The sequence below is a fragment of the Pseudomonas arcuscaelestis genome (genome assembly GCF_016881005.1).
GTDB lineage: Bacteria > Pseudomonadota > Gammaproteobacteria > Pseudomonadales > Pseudomonadaceae > Aquipseudomonas > Aquipseudomonas arcuscaelestis.
The window spans coordinates 112,207-136,910 of record NZ_JACOPV010000019.1 but is presented as its reverse complement, the minus strand read 5'-3'; the positions used below and the strand labels follow the sequence as shown (position 1 = coordinate 136,910).

Here is a 24,704-nt window from a genome sequence, read left to right as displayed (position 1 = left end):
CGTAGCGTCTGCCGTTGAAATAGCATCACCATGATGGTGACGCGCTCCTCGGTACTCAGGTGACTGTATTGGGTAGACATGACAACACCTTACATCAGGTGTTGCACTTGCTCCTTGAGGCCGCCCAGCCTCAGGTGCAGACAAGAGTTTGCGCGCACAGGCTACGTAGGAAACATCGGTGTACACCTTACGGGTGTAAACCGGATAGTCCTCCAGCCCTTCGACTTGGGCACGCTTTATTTCACTGTCCCAGTACGCACCCTTCACTAAACGAATCATGAGGCGGTGGCGGCTGCGTTGAGCCAGGTCGATCACGTAGTCAATCACATACGGGCAGCGTTTCTGGTAAGCTTGGATCACAAATCCAATGCCATTCCACCCTGCCAATTGCGGCTCGAAGCACAGACGCTCCAGCAGATCCAAAGACAGTTCGAGTCGGTCGGACTCTTCAGCATCGATGTTAAGACCGATATCGTATTTTTTGGCGAGCAACGTCAGTGAGAGCAGACGGGGATACAGTTCATCCATGACCCGGTCATACTGCGCACGGCTATAACGCGGATGTAGTGCAGAAAGCTTGATCGAAATTCCCGGGCCTTCATAGATGCCACGGTTGTTTGAAACCCTACCGATTGCATGGATAGCTTGCTCGTAGGACACCAGGTATCTCTGTGCGTCGTGTGCGCTCAGTGCCGCTTCACCCAGCATGTCGTAGGAGTAACGAAAGCCTTGCTCCTCCAGACGATTGGCATTACCCAACGCCTGCGCAATCGACTCGCCGGTGACGAACTGCTCGCCCATCATGCGCATGGCCATATCGACACTTTTGCGGATCAGGGGCTCTCCCCCTTTACTGATGATCCGACGAAGCAGCGAGGCGAGCCCTGTCTCGCTGTTTGTCGATACCAGTTTTCCCGTGAGCAACAAGCCCCAGGTAGCGGCATTAACAAACATCGATGGACTGTTGCCCAAGTGAGGCTCCCAGTCGCCAGAGCTGATCTTGTCGCGAATCAGCACATCCCGAGTACCCTTATCAGGGATACGCAATAGCGCTTCAGCCAAGCACATCAGGGCGACGCCTTCCTGGGAAGACAAAGAAAACTCCTGCAGCAGGCCCTGAACGAGACCCGCACGCCCCCTTGCATTTTTTTGATTGCGAAGCTTTTCTGCGATGGACGCTGCCAAATCGCAGGCTGAGGTTGCCATTTTTTGCGGAAGGCGAGCCTGCTCCAGCAGCAGGGGCACAACTTCCGTTTCTGGACGACGATAAGCTGCCGTGATGGCTGCCCGCATTACGGACTGGGGTAGAATGCTTGCAGCAAACTCAGCAAAAGGTTCATGCATGTCATCGAACATGATATTTCTTGGTTCGCCAGTCTTTTTACCGACCATCTCGTTCAAATAGTTCAACGCTGTGCCCTCTGCAATATTGCTAGGAACTTTAAAATTCTATGTTTAGCAAGCGAGTGTGACCTGAATTCAATCGGCCCGATGGTCAACCAAGCACAGCCATGATTAGAATTCCCGGCACTCATGTGACTGGTGACACCACCTTATTGACTACTCAGTGGCTACACGCAGATTCCGCAAGCGAATACAATCACTCAACAAAGAGATAAAACAACTCTTTGAACTCGATTACTGACGAACTCAGAAAACAGCCTTCCAACTCCACTTAATACAATGACGACGACATAACGGTTCGACCTAATTAAGTAGCGGTATTCAGAACAAGCCAATTAGGTGGTATCAGACGCCCAATTTAGCGCGTGCTACGCGGCAAGCAGCCAAATCCCACGCTCCCGTCCCCACGCTTTTGAAGACAATGGGACGCGTCAGGTCGGGCTTTTCGGTAAAGGCGCTAGCCAGCGATCGAGTTTGACTCCAATCAACGCCAGCTTGAATCAGGTCGCCAGCTTCATGCATCGCACCTGCTGGATCATCGATATAAATATCACTGCTGAACAACGTGTTTTTTCCGATTTCAGCCATTTCTGGTTTGAAGGCTCCAACGCCCACTACAAGCCTTCCCGCTTGGCCAGATTGGTTGTAAACAGGCACAGTGCTGGTGGTCAAGGTGATGATTACATCGACAGCCTCTGGCACCTCTTCATCAGCACACGGATGAAGATTGGCGTGTACACCCCGATTGTTTGTGCAGAATTGCTGAGCATCAGCTGCGTTGATTCCGCGCATCCAAACTTTACTGTCTGGATACAGCGCCTGGATCGCCTGCAAATGATAGGTGGCCTGCATCCCCGTGCCGATGATGAGGATTTCTTTGGGCAGCGAAGCCTTGAATGTGCGAATGACCAACATGGTCACTGCCGCCGTGCGACGGCCAGTGACTTCGGGCCCATCCAGAATAAACAGTGGGCTCCCCGTTTCGGCGTCATAAACCGAGACATGACCGTGAATCGTTGGAAGATTGAGTTCCCGATTCTTCGGTTGTACGTTGACCAATTTGTGGATCGCCAAATCTTCAGAGACAGCGGGCATGCTCAGCATAACGCCTCCTAAAGCCATCGGCACAACCATGCGCTCCGGGCTGGAAATCTGACCTTGGGTATACTCCTGAGATGCTTGTTCAAGCGCATCTGTCAGTTGAGCGAAATCCAGCAGCGCAGCGGTTTCTGCCTTGTCACAGATGATGTACTTTTTATCGGTCATGTCATTCTCCGTTTATAAATTTGCCGATACACAACCAGCAGTAGCGGCTTTAATGCAGACGAAAGCGGTTCAGGCGCGGCTATGAAATCAGCGCCAAAAACTTTTATCTAGCGGTCTGTATGGTTAGTTAGTTCATCTAAAAGTGCAGTGCACACTGCTCAAATCACTTTAAATGGATAAATGAAATACCCGCCCAGCCCTCTAGAGAAGCGGAATGCTGTAGCTTACAAACACTCGATTCTGATCCTGGTTACGAGCGGCTTCGCTGTTAGACTTGCCGTTACGCCAGCCAAAACCGACGCCTTTCAGCGTTCCGGATTGAAGGACGTACTCCAGGCTGATGTCTCTTTCCCATTCCTTCTGGTCGTCGCCAGACGTCGTCTTGATATTGTCACCAGAGAGGTACATGACCGAGGCTTTCAGGCCTGGGACACCTAAGGCGGCAAAGTCATAGGCGTACTGACCGAATGACGTGCGCTCCCCTGCGCGGGTAAAAGTCTGGATCAAGCGATCCGTATACAGGTACAGGCTGGTGCCCCCGGCGCCTTTGTCTACCAAGCTGCCCTGATTGAGCTGGGTGAAGCTACTACCGTCCGATACGCTTTGGTAACCCGCAGTGATCGCATGGCCGCCAAGGCTATAAATCAATGCGGTACTCCAGGTACGGTTGTCGATCACGCCATCACCGTTTTTGGTGTAGCCACTGATTCTGTAACCTGATGTACCGGAGCTGTTTTCACCTGACGAGTCTGTTTTGAAGTAGCGCAAGTCAGTTTTCAGGGATTGACTGTCCGAAAGCGAAAGCGTATGAGTCAGTCCAAAAAACTGCTGGGTGTAGTAGTTGTCGAGGTTGGCGTAATAGTACTGGGCCTTCAAGTCCTTGGTGACTTTCCAGTCGCCCCCTGCGAAGTCGAACTGGTTGCTTTGGCGCGTACCGCCCATAGCGGCCAGCCCCGTCTGATCAGTTGAACCGCGACCTGTTGCATGCTCGATTCGTCCGCCTGTCAGGGTCAGATCCTTGAACTCGCCTGAAGTGATTTGGCCACCCTCAAAGGTTTGTGGAAGTAGGCGCCCATCGTTGGCGACCAGAATCGGAAGGTTCGGAATCAACGTGCCATAGCGCATTTCGGACTTCGACACTTTGACTTTACCGGTCAACCCCAACCGGCCCCACTCGTCGACGGCGCGATCGTCGCTGTCCGAAGGAATCATGGTGCTGCCGACATGCCGTCCCATACCGCTATCCAGGGTAATACCCATCATCCCCAGTGCATCAACGCCAAAACCGACCGTGCCGTCGGTGTAGCCTGACTTGTAGTCCAGCATGAACCCCTGCGCCCACTCTTCGGTTTTCGATGGCGTGGCGATACCATCACGGTTGTCATTATTGAAGTATAAATTTCTCATTCCCAGAGTAGCTTTACTATCAGTTAGGAAGTCAGCATAGGCTTGGGTACTCAGGACAATACTGCTTAACACAAAAGTTACAGCACTTTTTTTACTGCTCATTCATAGCGCTCCGATTATTTTAATTTTAAGAGGCAGAATCAATACGGAAACGTCACCGCCCGACGTAACAAAAGTAGAAAGCTGCAAACGCCAGCCAGCGGCCTGAATGGCTATTTCACTTACCTAAAAATCCCGCGCACACTATTCAACGCGCTTTCAATAGATAAACGAAACACCCACCCAGACCTCTAGTCAAACAATTATTTTCCCGGAATGACCGGTGCAATGTATTGAAACGTACTGGCAAAGGCCCACAACAAAAACAATACGAGCGGTAAATGCAACAGTAACTGCGTGAATGTAAAGCCGACAATATCCCGGGCCCGCAACCCTAGAACGCCTAGTAGCGGCAACATCCAAAACGGATTAATCAAATTGGGAAGAGCTTCGGCGGCATTGTAAATCTGCACCGACCAACCCAGATTGACCTTCAGTTCATTGGCCGCCTGCATTACATAAGGTGCTTCGATCAGCCACTTACCACCACCGGACGGAATGAAGAATCCCAAAATAGCGGAATACAGACCTATGACCGCTGAAAACGTATCGTACGACGCGACCGACACAAACCCTGACGCCAACACATGAGACAGGGTTTGGCCATCTCCGTTGGCCGCCTTGGTCATGATGTAGGCAATGCCCCCATAGAGTGGGAATTGAATCAGCACTCCTGCTACCGAAGGCACGGCTTTGGCGAAGGCACGGATAAAACGGATTGGCCGCCAGCACAGAAGCATACCCAGTGTCAGAAACAGAAAGTTATACGTATTGAGGTTTGATATCGCGAGTACTGGGTCTTTACTGGTGAACTCACTGTAAAGCCAGATCGAGCTAAGCGCGACCACCAGAATCGTCATCACCGGCGAGTATTCCAGCCATTCACCAGGTCGCTGGGGTTTACTTACATCCAAGTTGATTTCAGTCAGATTGACACCCAAATCAGCGGCGGTTTTTACGCGGTTTCCAGTCGGTGTGGAGAAATAGGCGATTGCAACGGAGACCACGATCAAAATCGCTGTCATCAACATCGATTGCCAAGTAAAAATCGTTTCCGAGAACGGAATGACACCACTGATTTCAATGAGGCCTGTCGGCAAACTTGCAGGGTTTGCCATCAGTTGAGCAGCGGACGAACTCAGACCCAAGGCCCAGGTAGCGCCCATACCTAAGTAAGCAGCAGCCCCCGCGGCCCGGTAATCGACGTGCAAGTCCTTGCGCCGGGCGATGGCCTTTGCCAGCAAGCCACTCAGGATCAAGCTAATCGCCCAATTGAATAGAGACGTCCCCATGCTTACACAGGCCACCAGCACCACAGCACCTCGTGCACTGCGGGGCATGCTCGCCAAGGAGTTGATCAAGCGAGAGGCCAGCGGCGAGACGGCAACGATGTACCCTGAAATCGCGACCAAGGCCATTTGCATGGTGAACGGAATCAGTGTCCAGTACCCATCGCCAAATCCACGTGCGACCTGTACCAAGGGCACGCCCATGTACATCGCCGCCAATGTCACTACGATGACGGCCAGCGCAGCAAAGATGTAAGCCTCGGGAAACCACTTTTCCGACCAGTTACTGACCGATACAGCAATGCGCTCCAATCGACCTGTAGTGTTTTTATATACCGGATTACTCAATCGTTCAGTGTTCATGCCAGTACTCCCTGCATGCGCAACTTGAATTGGTTTTTTGAAATGCCACGCAAAAAACCGTTGCTACGACATGGCTTAAGGCAGCAGCAGGACGGCGCTACTTGATTTAACATTGAAAGAACCTTGGTACTGCGCATTTTTATTTTCCTTCTAGGTTCGTACATGTTTCCTGACACCTGGTTTAATCAAGCATCCAGCGTCAGATTTGTTGTTGGTATCGCTTGGCACGCCAAACAAATCTCCGGATCCTCTGGCTCACCACCATGAAGATGACTGACCTCTCCTTTTAGAACCCGTACCGCACAACTTTCGCATTGACCCACCCTACAACCACTAGGAAGTTCAATACCCAGGCTTTCCGAAAATGAGAGAAGTGGCCCGGCCTCGCTTGTCCATGTATGGGTTTTTCCACTACGAGAAAAAGTGATTTCGAATGTCCCATTAGCTTCGATTTTCGGAGCCACCGGGGATCGGAATATTTCCTTGAAAATATCGAATCGAGGAACGCCAGCGCTTAATAATCCTTCAGTCAACGCCTTCATCATGATGGGGGGGCCACACATGTAGTGCAGAGCACGGCGGGCCATCCAATTGTCTTCAACTAGATTCAGATTCAGGTACCCATGAATAACATCAGTGTTTAACGCGGCACCCACTTCAGGCTCACTGTAAACATTGATAATCTTCAACCCAGGCAGATGCTGTTGAAGTTCTTTCAAGCGCTTTTCAAACGCGTGACCTCGATGGTTGCGGTTACCGTAGAGCAACAGCATCTCGGCCTTGGATTTCGCCTCGACAGCGGTTTCCAGCGCACACAAAAATGGAGTGATGCCGATACCGCCCGCATAAAAAACCAAGGGCCGCGGTGAGTGCACAGGGATGACAAACGTCCCACTGGGCGCCTGAAGCTCTATTCTGTCGCCCACTTTCAATCGCTGGTTGATGTGCTTGGAGACCAGGCCGTCCCAATCCTCCCCCATTGGCCCGCGAGCTTTCGCGTGACGCACAGCGATCTGGTAATGGCTTTTACCTGACTCAACAGCAGGCCCGGTTAACGAGTAGGAACGCACGGCAATGGTTCTAGGCATGATCAATCCTTGGTCGGGATGCGTCACATCAAGCCGAATGGTCACGTGTTGGCCAGGCTCGTAATTGGGGAGCAGCCCCCGATCAAGCGGCTCCATGGAGACTTGAGTGACATCCTCGCTTTGAGCGTCCAGTGCCGTGATTACGAAAGGGCGATAACCTTTCCACCGTGAGGGCTGTACTTGTTCGCTTGCTTCTCTGGAGACATCACACGTGAATGCGCGCAGAGGAACTGATCCGCTTACGGGGTCTACCCGTTGGGTGTCGATAAGGCTGTTGTAATTGCTGTTCGCTTCCCCCAGGACAGGCATTGTCGGCTGCCCTAGGGCGACGCAGCTCTGCCACCAGCCAAACTCACCGACAAGCACGCGTGGATGGAGGGATTCGATAAGTCTTGCACGAAATCTCGCGCTCCCCATGCGAGTGGTGACGCGAACCCAGTCCTGATCAGCGATGCCTTTTTCCTGCGCCAACTCAGAGGAAATGTCTAGTAAAGGTGAGGGCGATTTGCGCCGCAAGCTTGCCACGCTGCGCTGTTGGCTATGGCAAAAGTAACCACTCTTCGCACTGGTCAACACGTAGGGAAAGCGACTATCCGTCGCCATGAGGTCTTGCTCAGCGACAAAATTCGGGAGAGGTGGGTAGCCGTGCTCTAACAACCGCTCACTGTAGAACTCAACTTTCCCCGTGGGCGTGGCAAATCCCGTGCTCCGATATTTATGGGTTTGTTGTATGACGCTGACCGAAATACCTTCCGGATGCTTGCGCAGTTCTTCGACGGTCAACCCGGACGGTTCAAGCATGGCGTTCCAACCTTGCTCAAGTGTTCCGCCAAAGAAATCATCAGCGAAACCTAAACGGTTAACCAAGGCAAAAACGATGTCATTATCCGACCGGGCCTCTCCCCGGGAAGAAACCATCTGCTGGCGCAACTGAATATGCTGCTCAGCTTCTGCAGATACTTCAAACCCAATACGCAGTCCTTCGCGTTCCCATGGTGTATTGACCGGCAGAACAAGGTCAGCGTAATGAGAACTCGGATTTAAGAACAGATCACAATGAGCATAGAAGTCGAGAGATTTCAGCGCTTCGATGCCCAAGGCGGTGTCGCTGTGTGAAGACAGCAGGTTGGTGCCAAACGCAAGCATGCCCTCGACGCGGTAGGGGGCGCCCGTGGTGATGGATTCGTATAGATCGCGCGACGTAATCCAACCTTGTGCCGGAGGCCCTAAGGGTCGTTTGTCATACCCTAAAGCTTTGACCCGCTGTTCTTCTCGGACAAGATCCAAACCATTCACAGGCCGATAAGGAGGTTTGCGTAAAAGCTGATTTCCACCCGCTGCGTCATAACTGCCGGTCAACGCATAGAGGCACGCGATCGCTCGTTCGTTCTGGGTGGCATTGCTTTGCTGCCCCACACCCGACCAAGAGTGATACGCGACGCTCGAAGCCTCTGAGATAAGTGTTGCTGCTTGGTGCAAGTCTTCTTCACTCACCCAAGTCAACTCAGCCGTACGCTTGGGCGTGTAAGCAGCACAGGCCTGAGCATAAAGTTCAAACACCGGTTGGCATTCGATCAACCCCGACTTCGCCTTCACCTGGAATCGACCCCGCAACGTTGCGTTCTGGTAGTCCATCGCAACGTCGCCAGCTTCTGCCCGCGGCAACAAAGCAGCTTCTTCACGCAGGCTGTCCCAGTACAACAGCTCATCCCCTGGCTTGAGACCCAAGTCATCTGCACGCAAAAAACGCCCGTTGTCACAACGCACTAAGCCGCTGCAGCTCTTCCTTTAATGCTTCTCCGAGCTGGCCCTGCTCGACCAAATGCAATCCTTCATCGACCCAGTTCGAGTCAGCTTTTTGAAGCCGAATAGCCTCTTGAAGCTTGATAGCCGTCGAGAGCTGCTCGGCTTCAGATTTCGAGCCTTGCCAAACCGCAACGCACTCGTGCCCTGGCTCCAGCTCATCAATAGCGCGACGTAAAGAGCGAATCTCAGCCCAGGTGGCCAGATCTTTACCGTGATCGACTTCGCCCGCTGTGATCTGAGCGGAGGCCAACAGAGCTGAGATACGGCGCTTACCGAACCAGGACTTGGGCCAGAACGACTCTTCTGCCTCCTTCCACTCACTCAGCAAGAGATCAATGTCGAGCGACTCGATCGCATCACTGTAGGTCGTACTGAGCCGCTGCTTGAGATCAGCAATTTGCCCCAGCAGCTCCACTGCTTGAGCAAGGACATCCGTTGCACTTTCCGGCCAGGCTGGGCCAAGCTCAGCCCACGTGGCGCGACGTTTCTGCAGTAGCTCGATACCTTGCTTGGCATCACACAGATTACAACGGTAGAGAGTTTTGCGGCCAACCCCATGACTGTCACTCCAAGAAGATACAGGATCGTCGATGGCAAACCTGTGCAAATCTCGGACTGATAAGCGTACTCCTTCCTTGTAATCGCTAGACGTGTCGCCTCTATCAACGAAGGCATAGTGCACCGGGCGACTAATCGGTTTCTATCATCCTGCTCGGATCGTTACGTGTTTGGTGCTGAAGTGGTGAACGGTACCAACCAGCATAGAGTGTGGTGATTGCCTTGTGGCGGTTGTACTCAGACTACCGTCACTCCGCCACACCCGCGCGCCCTCCCCTTGTGCCACTTTCGCCTCAGCTAGGCAGCTCTGCATCAGTCGGTCGACTATAAGCGTTCTGTGGAAACGCACGCTTTTCGCGCACCGCATCAACAATTAAGGCTGGCTTAAGCTGGCCCGCTCATTATCCAGCACTTCCCCGCCCCCCGGCGGACTCAGCGCTAACAAGGAAACCGCGATGGCCTGGAAAAATACCGAATCCCGCTATGGCAGCCTCAGCATCGCCCTGCACTGGCTGATGCTAGTGATGATTGCCGGCCTGTATGCCTGCATCGAACTCAAGGGCAACTTTCCCAAGGGCAGCGACACCCGCGAGCTGCTCAAACAATGGCACTTCATGCTCGGGCTCGGGGTTTTCGCGCTGGTCTGGCTGCGCCTATTCGCCCGCCTGATCGCCCCGACGCCAAACATCAAACCGGCACCACAAGGCTTGCAGCAAGCCCTCGGCAAGCTCATGCACCTGGCGCTCTACGCCCTGATGATCGGTGCGCCGCTGGCCGGTTGGTTGGTGCTCAGCGCGGCCGACAAGCCGATTCCGTTTTTTGGCCTGGAACTGCCCGCACTGATCGGCAAGAACCCGCCGCTGGCCGGCGAGATCAAGGAATGGCACGAACTGGCCGGCGTCGTCGGCTACTGGTTGATCGGCCTGCACGCCGCTGCCGCCCTGTTCCACCACTTCATCAGCCGCGACAACACCGTCGTGCGCATGCTCCCCGGTCGCGACTAAGCCGCCTGCGGCCTAGCAGTGGATGTCTGTAGGAGCCAGCTTGCTGGAGAAAGCTCTGCAACAAAAGGCATCGCCAGCTTGCTGGCTCCTACAAAAGCCCGACGCCCAACGAATCGCGAAGGCGGCACTCAAATTTCCACCTGGGTTCCCAGCTCTATCACCCGGTTCAACGGCAGGTTGAAGAAGCGCACGTTGCTGTTGGCGTCCTTCAATAGAAAGGCGAATACGCCCTCGCGCCAGCGCGCCATGCCGATCCGCTTGGTCGAGATCACTGCCTCGCGACTGAGGAAGTAGGTGCAGCGCATCGGGCTGAAATCCAGCCCGTCCAGGTGACACAAACCCAGCGCCGCCGGCACGTCCGGCTCCCCATAAAGCCGAAATGCAGTTGCACACGGTAGCCTCGGAGCGCAACCGGCCCCAGCTCACGGAGAAAGGTAGTCCTCCTCGAACAATGAAAGGTGACGGTTCTGGTCTGACATTGATTCCCTCCATGGAGTAGTGTTCGGACAAATTGCCTTTAGTGAAGGCTCGCCGCAATCGTACCTGAAAGATCCAGTCGGCCGAATCCAGGGTTACGTCCCCTCCCTCAACATCATTTGCGCCGGCGTCAGGCTGATATTGCGATCACCCACGTAACCTATGCAGCTAGCTCACAGACAAGATCCAATCATGGGCTCACACTGAATGAGAACCCCGGGGATGAGGCGATAGGTTGGATCTCCTCCCCAGCTTAGGTTGATGACGAAGACGCTGTTATCCGCGTCCACGCCGAGCTTGAGTCGTCTGCCGGCGGGCGCGTGCTACTATATCGCCACCCTACCCCAGAAGCTTTTTCAGCCCTCAGGTCATCGCCATGGACGACGTAGCAGTAACGCATTTGGATGTTTATCAGAGCTGGCAACACCATCTCTTCAATTTCAGTCTCGATGATTCCAAAACCAATACTCCGGGGCTGCGCAAACCACAGCTGGCTGCGTTATATGCAACGTTGGGGCATCTGGTCCTCGCTACCAGTTCCTGCAATCCCCAATCGTCGACTTCCTCAACCGCCAGCCCTGGTGTGCAGCGGTTTATCAGGATCACGCCCTGGCACAACTAGGCCTGTCGGCGGATGACGCCGGCAATACCCTCGCCGTGATCATGCAGAGTTACGAGCACGTCAATGAGTTCGGAATACCCGGCAGTACTTGCATCGTTGCCGACGCGGCCAACACGGCGGATTGGGCCGTTACGAGCAGGCACCCTTCCTGATTGTCCAGGGCTGCGGTTTCGCCCCAGGTAGAACTCATTCAGGCCCGGCCAGCCTGGCCGGGGGCAATGCTAAACGGTCAGTTCGCCGGAGCCACGGCAGCGCTGCTTGCCGCTGCCTGCGGACGCGACTCAACCGACAGTGGCGCCTGCAGGCGTTTGAGCCGCAGCGCGTTGCCGAGCACGAATACACTGGAAAGGGCCATCGCTGCTGCCGCGAAAATCGGTGAGAGCAAGCTGCCGTTCACCGGGTACAACACCCCCGCCGCCACCGGGATCAACACCGCGTTGTAAGCGAACGCCCAGAACAGGTTCTGTTTGATGTTACGGATGGTCGCCTGACTCAAGGCGATGGCATTCGGCACGCCGCGCAGGTCGCCCGACATCAGCACCACGTCGGCCGCTTCGATAGCGACATCAGTACCGGTACCAATGGCCAGACCAACATCGGCTTCGGCGAGTGCCGGGGCGTCGTTGATGCCGTCTCCGACAAAGGCTACGCGTGCGCCTTCGCTACGGAATTTCTTCAGTGCTGCAACCTTGCCGTCGGGCAGGACTTCGGCGGCCACTTCGTCAATACCGAGCTGTTTGGCAATCGCTGCAGCAGTAGCTGCGTTGTCGCCGGTAATCATCGCAACCTTGAGCCCGAGCGCGTGCAGCGCCTTGATGGCCTCGGGCGTTGATTCCTTGATCGGGTCAGCGACCGCAATCACTGCTGCCAGACGGCCATCAATGGCAGCATAGAGCGGACTCTTGCCTTGCTCACCGAGGCGCTTGGCAGTGTCCAGGAAGCTCGACACATCCAGACCGAGCTGGGTCATGAAGCGATCCGCGCCGACAGCGACGGTGCGCCCCGCGACGGTCGCGGAAACACCAAAGCCAGGGGTTGCATCGAAGCGTTCAACCAGGTCGATTTTGAGGTCGCGCTGCTCTGCCGCCGCCACAATGGCTTCGGCAATCGGGTGCTCGGAGCGTGTCTCCACGGCTGCAACCAGCGCAAGCACTTCGTCGTATTCAAACCCATCGGCGGTGATCAGGTCGGTCAGTTCCGGGCGCCCTTTGGTCAGGGTCCCGGTCTTGTCGACGGCTACCACGCTCACATCACGCAGTGCCTGCAAGGCTTCGCCCTTGCGAAATAGCACGCCGAGCTCGGCCGCACGTCCGGTACCGACCATGATCGAAGTCGGTGTGGCTAGGCCCATGGCGCATGGGCAGGCGATAATCAGCACCGCCACGGCGTTGACCAAGGCAAACGTCAGCGCTGGCTCCGGGCCGAATACCAGCCACACCAGGAAGGTCAACGTGGCGGCGGCCATCACCGCGGGTACGAACCACATGGTCACCTTGTCGACCAAAGCCTGGATCGGCAACTTGGAGCCCTGGGCTTCTTCTACCAGACGAATGATCTGCGCCAGCACCGTGTTGGCGCCGATCTTGGTGACGCGGAAGCTGAAGGCACCGGTCTTGTTGATCGTGCCGCCCACCACTTCGGCGCCCACGCTTTTGGCGACCGGTACCGGCTCGCCGCTGATCATGCTTTCGTCAACGTAGGACGAGCCTTCGATGACCTCACCGTCGACCGGTACTTTCTCGCCCGGACGCACGAACACGATGTCACCGGTGGTGACCTCATCAAGCGCCACTTCGAGAGTCTTGCCGTTGCGCTCGACGCGCGCAGTCTTGGCTTGCAGCCCCACCAGGCGTTTGATGGCCTGCGAGGTTTTACCCTTGGCCCGCGCCTCAAGTGTACGCCCCAGCAGGATCAGGGTAACGATGACCACCGCAGCTTCGAAGTACACGTTCGCCGTGCCTGGTGGCAGCACCTTGGGGACGAAGGTGGCGACCACCGAGTAGCCATAGGCGGCAGCGGTACCTACCGATACCAGCGAGTTCATGTCCGGAGCGCCACGCAGCAAGGCGGGCACCCCCTTGTGGAAGAAGCGCAGACCGGGGCCAAACAGCACCAGAGTGGCGAGTGCGAACTGGATGTACCAGTTGGTCTGTTGCCCGATGTTTTCCATCACCCAGTGGTGCATGCCAGGAATCAGGTGCGAGCCCATCTCCAGGATGAATACCGGCAAGGTCATGATCGCTGCAATCAGCAACGAACGCCGCAAGCCGCGCGCTTCGCTTTCACGGCGGTCACCGTCCGCATCGTCGGCATGATTGCTTTCAGGAGACAAACGCCGAGCGCTGTATCCGGCCTGCTTGATCGCCGCCTCCAGATCGGCAGCAGCCACCAGTCCAGCGAGGAAGCGCACACGAGCGCGTTCGGTCGCTAGGTTAACGGTGGCCTCGAGCACGCCCGGCACCTTCTTCAGCGCTTTCTCGACCCGGCCAACACAGGAGGCGCAGGTCATGCCCTCGATCGCCAGCTCTGTGCTTTCTTCGCGAACATTGTAACCGGCGTGCTCAATGGCCTTGACTGCCGCCTGCGCATCGGCCTGGCCGCTGAAGATGATGTCAGCACGCTCGGTGGCAAGGTTGACCGCGGCTGAATCCACCCCGGGTAGCGCCTTCAGTGCACGCTCGACGCGACCTACACACGAGGCGCAGGTCATGCCGTCGACTGGCAGGCTCAGACGACTGGAAGACTTGGAAGCATTGGAACCTGGTTGAACCGCAACGGAAGCCATTGGATTACCCCTCTAATGAGCTGTTAATGAAGAGCTTGAAGCCTCCCAAGAGGGGAAGGTCAAGGCCTGGCGTTGATTTGTTTGGCAAATGACAGGCTTTTACTGTCACCAGCACCGCTACAATCCTGATTCGGCTGCGCGCAAACCTCCCAACCGCCGCCCAACGCCTTGTAGATGCTGACAACCGCCAGCCGCTGGTTAGTGCGAGCGACTGCCAGTGCACGCCGACTGTTGAAATCGGCGCGTTCAGCCTCAAGCACATCAAGGTAAACGCCCTCCCCTTCAGAAAAGCGCTCCCGCGCAAGGCGTGCAGCTTCACGATTGGCCGCCGATTCCAGGAGCCGCAGTTGCAGGGTGTCGCCCGCCGCGCCATAGCCTTTGAAGGCATCATCGGTTTCTTGCAAAGCACGCAGCAGCGTTTGGTCATAGAGCAACAGCGCTTGCTGGCTACGTGACTCACTGGCGGCTATCCGCGCCCTCACCCGCCCACGGTCAAGCAGCGACCAGCGAATCACCGGGGCGATGAAGTTCGACGGTGCTCCAGAGTCGCTTAACGCATCGAGACTCCCAGCCACCAGCCCGAGCGAGCCGCGTACCTGAACCTCGGGGTAGAGACCGGCGGTTTCAACCCCGATCTGCGCCGTTGCGGCTGCCAGGTTACGTTCGGCTGCGACAATGTCGGCGCGTCGGGCCAGCAGCCCGGCGGGGTTACCCACACCAATCGCTCGAATGGCCAGGGTCTGCGTTTCAGGCGCAGTTTCGGGCAACCTGAAGCTCTGCGGAGCCTCGCCGAGCAGCACCACCAAGGCGTTGCTGGTGGCGGCGCGGCGGCGCTGAAGATCGGGGGCGGTGGCTTCGACATTGCGCAATAGCGCTTCGGCGCGCAGCCGGTCGAATTCGTGGGCAGAACCTGCGCTTATCAAGCGCTCGACCATATGCAGGCTCTCGCGCTGACTTTTGCTAATGTCATCGACGACTGCCAGTTCAACTTCAAGGCCGCGCAATTCGAACCAGGTCGCCGCCACCGTCGCCGCGACGCTGGCCTGTACGCCGCGTAACAGCGCTTCGCGCGACCCTGCTTGAGCCTGTGCCGCCTCCACCGACCGGCGTACCCGACCCAACAGGTCGATTTCCCACTCGGCATCGACTGAAGCACGGTAAGTTTCGATATGCCGCTCCCGCCCGGCCGGTGTTTCAGCGTCGCTTCGCTTGAAGCTCTCATAGCCGAAGGCAGGCCCGCCGCTGGGCAAAAAGTTCTGACGGTTCTCGCGCACAATTGCCCTGGCTTCTTCGAGGCGCACGGCGGCGATAGCAATGTCATGGTTGGCGGCCAGTGCCTGCTGAATCAAGGCCACCAGAGCAGGCTCATCAAAGGCGCGCCACCACTCGATTTCAACATTTCCCGGACCGATACCTGCGAAGGTCTCGCCGAAACTGAGGGGATACTCTGGCGTCACCGAAGGCGCTGCATAATCTGGCCCTACTGCCACGCACCCGCCCAGCAGCAAGGCCGCGCTGAGCGCCAACAACAGGTTCTGAAACGGACGTCTCATGAGGTACGCTCCCCCAGACACGGTTGCGACTTGGCTTTGTACCGCTCGAAGCGGGCCGTCAGGCCACGGATCACCACATAGAAAACTGGGGTCAGGAACAAGCCGAACACGGTAACCCCGAGCATCCCGGCAAACACCGCAACACCCATGGCCTGGCGCATTTCGGCTCCGGCACCGCTGGCCAGTACCAGCGGCACGACGCCGGCAATGAAGGCAAGCGACGTCATCAGGATTGGCCGCAGGCGACGCTCTGAGCTAGCAAAAACGTAAGAGTAAGATGTTTGCTCGCGCAGTGGCCTTAAACTTTCAGAGGACCGGCAGGCGTGAGGCCATAGCTTGTCATCCCGACTCGATCAACGAGGGGCCAACAAGGACATTCATTGCACCGTACACTTCGGTGAGTGTAAGCGTTGACCTGTGTTCGACCCCATTCAAGCCTGTGTGCGGACGTTCAGCGACCAAGCTGAATACGTTGAACCATTTGCAGGAAAATTACGTCCACCACAAAAGCTCCATTGAGTTGATAACAAAATGGCGTGCGATCCCCTGATGGCAGTGCTCGACTATCTCAAAGACCAGCACCTGGTGCTCACCACTGCGGAGTCCTGTACAGCGGGGTGCATGGTTGCATTGCTGGCCGCCTGCCCGGGTACAGGAGAGGTATTGGAAAGCGGCTATGTCGTCTATTCCCCTTCTGCCAAGAAGCGTCTTCTAGGCGTAAACCCTGAGACTATCGAGCACTATGGTCTGACCAGTGAGGCAGTAGCCGGGGAAATGGCTGTAGGAGCGTTGACGGACAGCGATGCCAACGTCGCTATTGCGACTACAGGGGTGGCCGGGCCTGGCCCTGAATCTGGAATTCTGCCCGGTACCCTGTGTTTTGCCTGGGCATTTGCCGGCGAGCCTATCGCAGTTTTTACGCACACTCAGCGTTTTTTCGGAAAGCGCTCGGAGGTTATGCAGGCAGGAGCTCTCTATGGGCTGACCCAGCTTGTTCACTATCACGCGCGCTGGGGTCACGAGCGTGCACCTGAGGGGAATGGCTATGGCGGACCATGAGCACGACTCCCGGCGTTACCCCGTGCAGGAAGACATGGCTATGCAACAACGCGTCTGGCGCTTCGAGCGAGTAGGTTGGTATGTGCTCGTGATCTTTCTACTGTTGGGTTTGGCCGGGTTGTTTGGCAATGGCCCCCTGAGCGACGCTCAGGCCATGAGCGAAGATGGCCGGCTGCTGGTGGAATATCAACGGCTCAGTCGCAGTGGCACCACTGACAGCTTGCGTATAACCGTGCGCGGCAACGTCCGAGAACCAATCATGGTACAACTCGGCGGTTCCTTACTGCGCGAAGCGAGCATTGAAACCATTCAACCAGCGCCGCTGGAGTCGCTCTCCCACGGCAAGGCCATCTTGCTGCAACTGGGTACCAGCGAGGAAGGGATTGCCACGCTCTACCTGACATTACGCAGCGAATATGTGGGCACGCTTGAAGGTGTGGTTATGGCAGGCCCCTCCAGCATTGTTCGCTTCTCCACCTTTCTGTTCCCTTAGGAGAAAGCAATGGATTCGATCCTTCGCGCTGCAGGAATGTACGTAGCATTGATGCTGTTGTTTCGCGTGGCCGGCAGGCGCTCACTTGGCGACCTTACGACCTTCGATTTCGTGCTGTTGCTGATTATCGGTGAAGCAACTCAGCAGGCGTTACTGGGCGACGACTTCTCGTTTGTCAACGCGATGCTGGTGATCTCGACACTGATTGTCCTGGATGTCGGCTTGTCGCTTGCAAAACTGAATTCCAAGCGTTTGGCGCGACTGCTGGACGGCCATGCGACCTTGGTCGTCGAGCATGGACGTTTTTTGCACCACCGTATGCGTCGAGCACGCCTGACGGAAGATGACATCCTTGAATCGGCACGTGACAGCCAAGGGATAGAAAAATTGGAGCAAATCAAATTTGCCATCATCGAGCGCAACGGCAAGATATCAGTGATAGCCGAAGAATAATCCCCAAATACCAATCATCGTCGCAGTCGAGCCCTGTCGCTAAAGCGTTCACTCAACGCGCCATGTCCTTCACGCTCATGGCGCGTCATTCAGTGGGTCTAAGGCGGATTACAAATGGAAGTCGCCTGCGGCCTCCGGCTGGTAAAGCACTTTCCTGATTTCAATCCGGCGGGTTCGATCAGAAATTCGCCAGTCGATGGCGTCTCCTTCCTGATAACCCAGTATGGCGGCGCCGATGTCGGAACACACGGAATGCTTGCCGGCGCTGCTGTCTGCGTCTTCTGGATAGACCAAAGCTACTTCCATCTCTTCGTCGTCCAGCTGCAGCAAGGCCCTTGAATTCATCGTGACCACATTGCGAGCCACCTGCTGCGGCTTGACGACAATGGCCCGCTCAAGTTCATGTTCGAGTTCAACAACGGTCGGGCCTTGCTCCAGCACAATCAGGCTTTCGAGTCTGGCCTTGTCGATTTCGGTGATGTAGATCCCCGTGGAATCGCTAACAGCACCTTCGCGTAAGAATTGCAGATAGCGTCCTGCAGTCATGGAAAATGACTTCAATGTCGGCGTTTCGCTTTCAAGCACAAAGCCGCTGCGCACGAAGGCTTTTAGCGAGCGCGCGTTGTCTGGATGGATCTTGGCGACGAGTTTTTCTGCGCGCATGTCGAGGAAGGCCAGTTTCATGCCTTCGCGGATCGTGCGAGCGCCAAGGTTTCGACCCCACTTGTCGCTGTCGCCAATGACCAGGACGATCTCGCAGTTCGCGCCGGTCTTGATCAGACGGACAAAGCCCACCGGGGCGTCATGCCGGTCATAGGCCATGAAGAAGCGGCCACCCCGGTTGAATAAATGGGTCAGGATCGGTAGTTGAGTCCGATCGATGACGTGCTCAATGGAGCGGGAAACATCACGCGAATCGCTCAGATAACAGGTGACGCGTTCATCTTCCAACCAATCTTTCAACGTCAACGCGTGTGCCCGAGTAATTTCAGGGCACAGCGAAATGAAAGGCTTGTTCATCTTCACCACACTTATTTGTAAAGGATGAAAGCCCTTCATGGCTGTGGCCATGACGGTTCTTTCGGCAACCGGCTATCTTAAGCCATAACGCCAGTAATGCCGAATAGCGGGTGGTACCAGCGCTCAATCAAGCCATTGCATGGCGACATCGACGGCATCGATAAGCATCTGCGCATGCTCCTGCGTAAACGCCAATAACGGGCGTATCTTGAGTACGTTTTCGCGCGGGCCAGCGGCACTGATCAGCACCCCAAGTTCACGCATCGCGTTGACGACCTTGCGGGCTTGTTCGGCAGCGGGTGTCTTCGTCGCACGGTCGCTGACCAGTTCAACACCGAGGAACATGCCTGCCCCCCTGACGTCACCAATCATTTCATGGCGCTGCGCAAGCTGGGTCAGGCCGTCCAGCAGGTAGCCGCCAATGTCATGGGATCTTTGTTGCAGATGTTCGTCGCGAATGACGTCCAGCACAGCCTGGCCTGCTGCACACGAGACCGGATTGCCTCCAAACGTATTGAAGTAGCGCATGTGCTTTCCGAAGTAGTCGATTACCTCAGCGCGCCCAACGATACCGGCAATGGGTTGACCATTACCCATGGGCTTACCGAGCGTGACAATGTCCGGACGCACGTTGTGCCTCGAATAACCCCACATGTTCAGGCCGGTACGCGCAAAGCCTGGCTGTACCTCGTCGGCGATATACAGCATTCCTTCTGCCTGGGCCAACGCCACACCTTCTGCGAGAAAGCCCGCCGGCCCTGGCAGTACGCCGTCGCTGGAGAAGATGCCATCCAGCAAAATGGCTGCGGGACGGATACCGTGCGCTTTCAAGTCATCGATCGCGCCACGTACATCCGCGGCGAACGTCGACGCCACGTTTTCAGCGCCCAGGCGGTAAGCGTCCGGCGCCCGAACGGTACGGACATGCGCCGGGAGCAGCATGGCGCTACCGAGCGACGGCGAAAGCTCGGCGATGTCTCCAGTGACACCGTGGTAGGCAAACTGGGTAATGATGACGCCGGTACCGCCCGTGAACTGCTTGGCAATTCGAAGCGCGAGGTCATTCGCTTCACTGCCGGTACAGGTGAACATGACTCGATCCAGATCGCCTGAGAAGGTACCCAACAACTGCTCGGCATAGTCGAGAATGCCCTCCTGCAAGTAGCGGGTATGCGTGTTCAGTTGCAGCGACTGCTTGTACATGGCCTCGACCACGCGCGGATGGCAGTGACCGATGGATGCGACGTTGTTGTAGGCATCCAGATAACGGCGGCCCTGCTCATCGTAAAGCCAAACGCCCTCCCCTCGAACGGTATGCAGCGGTCGCTCGTAGAAAAGTCGGTACGCCGGGCCGAGCAGACGCTCGCGGCGCTCAATCAGGCGACGTTCAGTGTCCGAAAGCCGGGTTGCGTCCTCTGAAGTGAAACCGTTGGCCATGCTCATACTCGGACCTCTCGTCGGCACGCTGAAGAAACTCGATCTTCAATTTCGGATCGAGACAGCGAGGCCATTGCATTCAAATTTGCCCACGCACGCTGAGCGTTTCGAAGGATGTATTGACGATTTTCGGGATGCAGCTCGGCGCGCCATGAGTTGATGCAAAGGGCCAATGCCAAGCGCGTGCCCAGCAGCTCAGGCAGTAGCGCCATCTCTTCTTGGGTAAGCGGATTGTGCTGGTGGTAGGCGCCAATAACATCCAGCGCCGGCTCAAGAACATCGCCGACCGGTCCAAGGTGGTATGACGCGGCAACCGCGACTTCATTGACCAAGGGTGCGTACACCATGTCACCGAAATCGAGGATGCTGCGCAGGACATCAGGGCACTCGGTATCGACGATGATGTTGTGCGGATTCATGTCATTGTGAATGACTTGCTTGCGTAGCCCAGGGATCTGCGGCAAGACGACAGATGCGTACCGATCAAGACTTTGCTCGACCAGGTTTCGCCCCTGACCCGGCTCGATGTGAGTCAACAGCGGGCGAAGGTGTGCGGCATGTTGCATGTCCCAGAGCAGAACGTGCCCGGCGGCTGGATGAGTGAAGCCTTCCAGCGCGACGTCAAGCCGGGCAATGGACTGCCCAATCACTCGGCGAAACGCCGTTGTGGTGCGATTCACGCGGTGAAGCGGCAGCCCCTCTTCAAAAGACATGAGCCGGGCCAGCATGTGCTGCCCATCAATCTGAACCAAGGTCGCGTACTGGTCTTGAAGCGACGGAAACACCCGTTGCACCGGAAGATGCGGATCTCGAAGCGCGATTCTTCGCATTGCCTGGTTGTGAAAGTCGACCACGTTGGGGCTCTCAAGCGGATGAGAAAGCTTGAGCAAACGAGATGACCCTTCTTCAAGGAGCAGGCGAAAATTGAGGTCACGCTCTCCCCCCAGTTTTTCCAGCTTGCCGCTTAAACCAAAGTGCTGCTGGAGCACCGCGCACGCTTGCGCATCGGCGACCAGAGCGGGGGCAGCTTCGAGCAGGCTGTCATCGACAGCCAAATTTTCCAGTGGCATGACTCACGTCCTCTTCCGGGTTGAACAGCTCACTGGCAAATGCGCTGAAGCGCTTGGCCAATTCCTTTCTCCTGGCGCTGCTTACCCGTCAGCAAGCAGCGCCAACGCCAACGCCAACGCCAACGCCAGGGTGAATTCAGCGCTACGGCGAATCCATTAAACCACACAATAAATATGATGCATCATAATTCGAGCTACACTCATTCATCACCAACGAAAGGGATCTCGTCATGAGCGACCAACGTACGCTGCTTCTCACTGGTGCCAGCCGGGGCATTGGACACGCAACCGTAAAACATTTCAGCGCCGCAGGTTGGCGAGTGTTTACCGCGTCGCGCCAAGATCTGGGCGAAGGCTGTCCATGGGCTGAAGGCCTGGCCAACCACATTCACCTCGACCTCGGCAACGTCGAAGAGGTCCAGAACAGACTTCCAGAAATCAGGGAGAAGCTCGGTGGTCGACTCGATGCGCTGGTTAACAACGCCGGCATGTCACCCAAGGGCGCAGAGGGTGAACGACTAGGGGTGTTGGAATCCGACTATGCGACCTGGCTGAACGTTTTCAATGTGAACATTTTCTCTACAGTACTGCTGGCTCGAGGGCTTTTCGAGGAGCTCAAGACAGCCAGAGGCTCGGTTATCAACGTCACCTCCATTGCGGGTTCGCGCGTCCATCCGTTTGCAGGTGTCGCTTACGCCTGCTCGAAAGCGGCGCTATCGGCCCTCACCCGAGAGATGGCGCATGACTTTGGGCCGCACGGCGTGCGTGTAAACGCAATCGCTCCTGGAGAAATCGACACCTCTATCCTCTCCGCCGGCACCGAGCTGATCGTTGAGCGATCGATCCCAATGAAACGCATGGGCAAGCCCGAGGAAGTCGCCGCACTGGTGCATTTCCTCTGCACCAACGGCGCTTCGTACATCAATGGCGCGGAAATCCACGTGAATGGTGGGCAACATGTTTGAGTTACTCGATAATCACTGCCGGTAGCCTCCCCATCCAGCCGGGCCTGTGCCGCATACGAGTACGCAATGAATTACCCCATTGAGAACCTGAAACACTCATACCTTGGCAGCGGTATCTATGGCTTGCTCCGGGAAGCCTTGATCACCGGCCGCTTCCAGCCTAACGACCGGCTACGCATACGCGACCTTGCCGAGCAATTGGGTACGAGTGTCACGCCGGTACGGGACGCCATTCTTCAATTGGCGAAAGAGCAGGCGCTGGTTCTCAAAACGCCGAGGGACATTCGCGTCCCGGTACTGACGTCCAAGCAGTACCTGGAGATCAGAAGCATCCGGCTTTCGCTCGAAGGATTGGCAGCCGAGACCGCCGCATCGTTGGCGACCCCACAGCATTTGGTGCAGTTACAAACCTGCATTCAAAACAATCTTATAGCGATCAAAGACAACGACATGAAGGCAGCATTGACCTTCAATCACCAGTTTCACTTCAGCTTGACGGAAATCGCCGACATGCCGGTACTCACCAGCCTGCTGGACGGCTTATGGATGCGTACTGGACCGCTTATTGCTCGCGCCTATGGGAGCTTCAACGAGCGTATGGCAATTGATCATCACTGGGACGTTCTCGATGCACTGAAGAAACACGATGGCGCGGGCGCTCGTCAGGCAATCTGCAGCGACATTCTTGATGGAAGCCAAAAAATGCTGGAATACGTTCAACTTGAGCACGATTGAAATTCAAGCAGCAAGAGCCGTGTGCGCCAACCATCAGTATGTCGAAGGCGGCGCCCACCACGGGTCTCGCAGCAGACGTATGAAACGACAGCCTCGCTCAACCCCGGGCGAGCCCTGGGTCAGAATGCGCCCATGAAATCGCGCTTGCCGATTTCCACGCCGTTATGGCGCAGGGCGCAATGTCTGTTATGAAGCTGAGGCGCTAGGTTAGACGCTTTGCGCTACAAAGAGACAGAGCGATTTCCACCGAACAAGATACTCCTTCTGTTCCATGGCTCAGCCAGGCCGAGCGTCCTGCTGTATCCATTGACGGGGACTGCTGCCAACCTTACGGCGGAATGCCCTGGCCATCGCGGATGGGCTTTCATAACCTACCTCATCTGCAATCAAGGCTATCGGCCTCCCCTCACGCAAACGCTTTTGAGCCAGGCTCACTCGCCACTCCAGCAGGTAATCTGCAGGAGAGAACCCTACCACCTTGCGAAAATGCGCAGCAAAACCAGCGCGAGACATTCCGGCAATGCTGGCCAACGCCGCGACCGTCCAGCTTTGCTCGGGGCGCTGATGGATTTGAGTCAGTGCGCGTGACAGGCGGGTGTCAGCCAAGCCCGCCATCAGCCCACAAGGAAGTTCACGGCGGGTCATGATATGACGTAGTAACTGGATAACCATCAGCTCAAACAAGCGATTGAGTACCAGCTCTCGGGCTGCTTGCTGACCTGTTGCCTCCTGAAAGATCCAGTCAAGGCAGCCGCCGAGGCTTGGCAACTCACTCAGCGGCCTGATGATGTAGTCCGGAAGAGCCCGGGACAATGGATTGTCGGCGCCTCCATCAAATTGCAAGGTCGCGCAGACCAATTCCGCACCACAGTCTTGCGTCGCCGTGAGCCTGTAAGCATTGGGCCGCACGATCATCATCAGTCCTGGTTCTTCGAGTTGGAAGACCTGTTTGGACTTATCCTCAAATGTAACGCGACCTGCGCGCAGTAAATGGATGTATCCGCAGCACTTCTCGCCCGCGTACTCCGCCGTGCCGCAAAAGCCACCTTGATGGTAGGTCGAAGCATGAAGATTGAAATGGTTGAGTACGATGTCAAGACTGCTCATGAAACTCCTCGGCTCGCGTAACCCAATGTCAACACCGGCAAAATTCAGTGCTCAAACGGCAGCTTTCGGTTTCTGCAAGCCTGGCAGAACTTGCAGCACACTGTGTTTGAGAAGCGCGAGTGAAGCTGCCAGCAACACCACGTCCTTGAGCAAAAAGCCAGTCGCCCCCCCCATGGCCGGAAAGCCGCCCGCCGACGCCTCCCATCCACCAGGGGTGGAGAAGATCAGGGTTATGGTAGTCAGGTAAGTCGCCACGGATCCCGCCGATGCGAGAACCGAGACCCTGGGAAACCAGGCACCCAGCACCAGGCCCAACCCTATTGTCCACTCCGCGACGCCCAGTGCGTAACTGGCACCTTGAATACCGAACAGGGTGTGCATCCAGCCCAGTACCGGGCTGTTGCCTATCAAGGGCAATAGCCCTTGCGCCTCGTAAGGAAACCATTTGGCGTAGCCGAACAGGACGAAGATCATAACCAGCGTCCAACGGATGAATTTGATTTCAATGTCGCTATGTAACAGGTGTGTAAATACGGACGGCTTCATAGAAAGTACCTGCATTGCATTAATTGACTCTGGAACTGAGTGCATGAGCATTAACTTGTTACAGGTGACATCGAGAAGCCTTCGGGGCTTGTTCAAGA

At 56.2% G+C, this 24,704-nt stretch carries 19 protein-coding genes and 3 pseudogenes; 7 read left to right on the top strand and 15 right to left on the bottom strand.

All coding sequences use genetic code 11. The features are described 5' to 3' along the window. Positions 1 to 105: 105 nt before the first annotated feature. The 6 genes and pseudogenes from H8F21_RS25445 to H8F21_RS25420 form a co-directional block, all read right to left on the bottom strand. Positions 106 to 1,443, bottom strand: a pseudogene (locus H8F21_RS25445) (proline dehydrogenase family protein); the annotation flags it as partial. Positions 1,444 to 1,749: 306 nt separating this feature from the next. Then, the gene (gene lhpI / locus H8F21_RS25440; RefSeq protein ID WP_203585599.1) at positions 1,750 to 2,670 is read right to left on the bottom strand and encodes a bifunctional Delta(1)-pyrroline-2-carboxylate/Delta(1)-piperideine-2-carboxylate reductase; all 921 of its coding nucleotides are present in this window, start codon (positions 2,668 to 2,670) and stop codon (positions 1,750 to 1,752) included. 201 nt (positions 2,671 to 2,871) lie between these two features. Further along, complete coding sequence (locus H8F21_RS25435) at positions 2,872 to 4,179, bottom strand: OprD family porin (RefSeq protein ID WP_203585598.1); 1,308 nt, start codon at positions 4,177 to 4,179, stop codon at positions 2,872 to 2,874. A gap of 200 nt (positions 4,180 to 4,379) precedes the next feature. After that, positions 4,380 to 5,828 (bottom strand): short-chain fatty acid transporter, encoded by a 1,449-nt coding sequence (locus tag H8F21_RS25430; RefSeq protein WP_203585597.1) that lies wholly within the window; start codon positions 5,826 to 5,828, stop codon positions 4,380 to 4,382. A gap of 185 nt (positions 5,829 to 6,013) precedes the next feature. Continuing rightward, the gene (locus tag H8F21_RS25425) at positions 6,014 to 8,659 is read right to left on the bottom strand and encodes a molybdopterin dinucleotide binding domain-containing protein (protein ID WP_203585596.1); all 2,646 of its coding nucleotides are present in this window, start codon (positions 8,657 to 8,659) and stop codon (positions 6,014 to 6,016) included. A 13-nt stretch (positions 8,660 to 8,672) separates the two neighbouring features. Next, positions 8,673 to 9,404: a hypothetical protein gene (locus H8F21_RS25420; RefSeq protein ID WP_236043219.1), complete on the bottom strand. Its 732-nt coding sequence runs from the start codon at positions 9,402 to 9,404 to the stop codon at positions 8,673 to 8,675. A gap of 331 nt (positions 9,405 to 9,735) precedes the next feature. Here H8F21_RS25420 and H8F21_RS25415 point away from each other — a divergent pair, with 331 nt between their 5' ends. After that, a complete protein-coding gene (locus tag H8F21_RS25415; protein ID WP_203585595.1) occupies positions 9,736 to 10,284 on the top strand; it encodes a cytochrome b in 549 nt (182 codons plus the stop codon). Between the two features lie 128 nt (positions 10,285 to 10,412). Here the strand turns inward: H8F21_RS25415 and H8F21_RS25410 are convergent. Further along, positions 10,413 to 10,681 (bottom strand): annotated as a pseudogene (locus H8F21_RS25410) (KUP/HAK/KT family potassium transporter); the annotation flags it as partial. Positions 10,682 to 11,137: 456 nt separating this feature from the next. Between H8F21_RS25410 and H8F21_RS25405 the strand changes: the two are divergent. After that, on the top strand, positions 11,138 to 11,383 hold the full coding sequence (locus tag H8F21_RS25405) for a hypothetical protein (protein ID WP_203585605.1): 246 nt from the start codon (positions 11,138 to 11,140) through the stop codon (positions 11,381 to 11,383). A 229-nt stretch (positions 11,384 to 11,612) separates the two neighbouring features. On the opposite strand, the gene H8F21_RS25400 is transcribed toward H8F21_RS25405, so the two are convergent. From H8F21_RS25400 to H8F21_RS25390, 3 genes and pseudogenes are all read right to left on the bottom strand, one after another. After that, positions 11,613 to 14,168: a heavy metal translocating P-type ATPase gene (locus H8F21_RS25400; RefSeq protein WP_203585594.1), complete on the bottom strand. Its 2,556-nt coding sequence runs from the start codon at positions 14,166 to 14,168 to the stop codon at positions 11,613 to 11,615. 59 nt (positions 14,169 to 14,227) lie between these two features. Then, positions 14,228 to 15,721, bottom strand: a complete 1,494-nt coding sequence (locus H8F21_RS25395; RefSeq protein WP_203585593.1) for an efflux transporter outer membrane subunit — start codon at positions 15,719 to 15,721, stop codon at positions 14,228 to 14,230. After that, positions 15,718 to 15,987: pseudogene (locus tag H8F21_RS25390) on the bottom strand (efflux RND transporter permease subunit); the annotation flags it as partial. The pseudogene H8F21_RS25390 and the gene H8F21_RS25395, both read right to left, overlap by 4 nt. A gap of 265 nt (positions 15,988 to 16,252) precedes the next feature. Between H8F21_RS25390 and H8F21_RS25385 the strand changes: the two are divergent. The 3 genes from H8F21_RS25385 to H8F21_RS25375 are packed head-to-tail and all read left to right on the top strand — an operon-like array spanning position 16,253 to position 17,726. Then, positions 16,253 to 16,780 (top strand): CinA family protein, encoded by a 528-nt coding sequence (locus H8F21_RS25385; RefSeq protein WP_203585592.1) that lies wholly within the window; start codon positions 16,253 to 16,255, stop codon positions 16,778 to 16,780. A gap of 40 nt (positions 16,781 to 16,820) precedes the next feature. Further along, positions 16,821 to 17,273 (top strand): hypothetical protein, encoded by a 453-nt coding sequence (locus H8F21_RS25380; protein WP_203585603.1) that lies wholly within the window; start codon positions 16,821 to 16,823, stop codon positions 17,271 to 17,273. Positions 17,274 to 17,282: 9 nt separating this feature from the next. Beyond that, a complete protein-coding gene (locus tag H8F21_RS25375) occupies positions 17,283 to 17,726 on the top strand; it encodes a DUF421 domain-containing protein (RefSeq protein ID WP_203541310.1) in 444 nt (147 codons plus the stop codon). Between the two features lie 108 nt (positions 17,727 to 17,834). Here H8F21_RS25375 and H8F21_RS25370 read toward each other — a convergent pair whose 3' ends face one another. The 3 genes from H8F21_RS25370 to H8F21_RS25360 all read right to left on the bottom strand — a co-directional run bounded on the left by H8F21_RS25370 (position 17,835) and on the right by H8F21_RS25360 (position 21,238). Further along, the gene (locus H8F21_RS25370) at positions 17,835 to 18,797 is read right to left on the bottom strand and encodes a bifunctional GNAT family N-acetyltransferase/nucleoside diphosphate kinase regulator (protein ID WP_203585591.1); all 963 of its coding nucleotides are present in this window, start codon (positions 18,795 to 18,797) and stop codon (positions 17,835 to 17,837) included. A gap of 72 nt (positions 18,798 to 18,869) precedes the next feature. Next, positions 18,870 to 20,189, bottom strand: a complete 1,320-nt coding sequence (locus H8F21_RS25365) for an aspartate aminotransferase family protein (RefSeq protein ID WP_203585590.1) — start codon at positions 20,187 to 20,189, stop codon at positions 18,870 to 18,872. Continuing rightward, complete coding sequence (locus tag H8F21_RS25360; RefSeq protein ID WP_328824541.1) at positions 20,186 to 21,238, bottom strand: phosphotransferase; 1,053 nt, start codon at positions 21,236 to 21,238, stop codon at positions 20,186 to 20,188. Before H8F21_RS25360 ends, H8F21_RS25365 begins: the two co-directional genes overlap by 4 nt. A gap of 245 nt (positions 21,239 to 21,483) precedes the next feature. On the opposite strand from H8F21_RS25360, the gene H8F21_RS25355 reads away from it, so the two are divergent. Further along, positions 21,484 to 22,218: an SDR family NAD(P)-dependent oxidoreductase gene (locus H8F21_RS25355; RefSeq protein WP_203585588.1), complete on the top strand. Its 735-nt coding sequence runs from the start codon at positions 21,484 to 21,486 to the stop codon at positions 22,216 to 22,218. Positions 22,219 to 22,284: 66 nt separating this feature from the next. Further along, a complete protein-coding gene (locus tag H8F21_RS25350; RefSeq protein ID WP_203541315.1) occupies positions 22,285 to 22,953 on the top strand; it encodes a GntR family transcriptional regulator in 669 nt (222 codons plus the stop codon). A 276-nt stretch (positions 22,954 to 23,229) separates the two neighbouring features. On the opposite strand, the gene H8F21_RS25345 is transcribed toward H8F21_RS25350, so the two are convergent. Continuing rightward, positions 23,230 to 24,060, bottom strand: coding sequence for an AraC family transcriptional regulator (locus tag H8F21_RS25345; RefSeq protein WP_203541699.1), 831 nt, complete (start codon positions 24,058 to 24,060; stop codon positions 23,230 to 23,232). A gap of 51 nt (positions 24,061 to 24,111) precedes the next feature. Further along, on the bottom strand, positions 24,112 to 24,606 hold the full coding sequence (locus H8F21_RS25340) for a YkgB family protein (RefSeq protein ID WP_203585587.1): 495 nt from the start codon (positions 24,604 to 24,606) through the stop codon (positions 24,112 to 24,114). Positions 24,607 to 24,704: the final 98 nt, after the last annotated feature.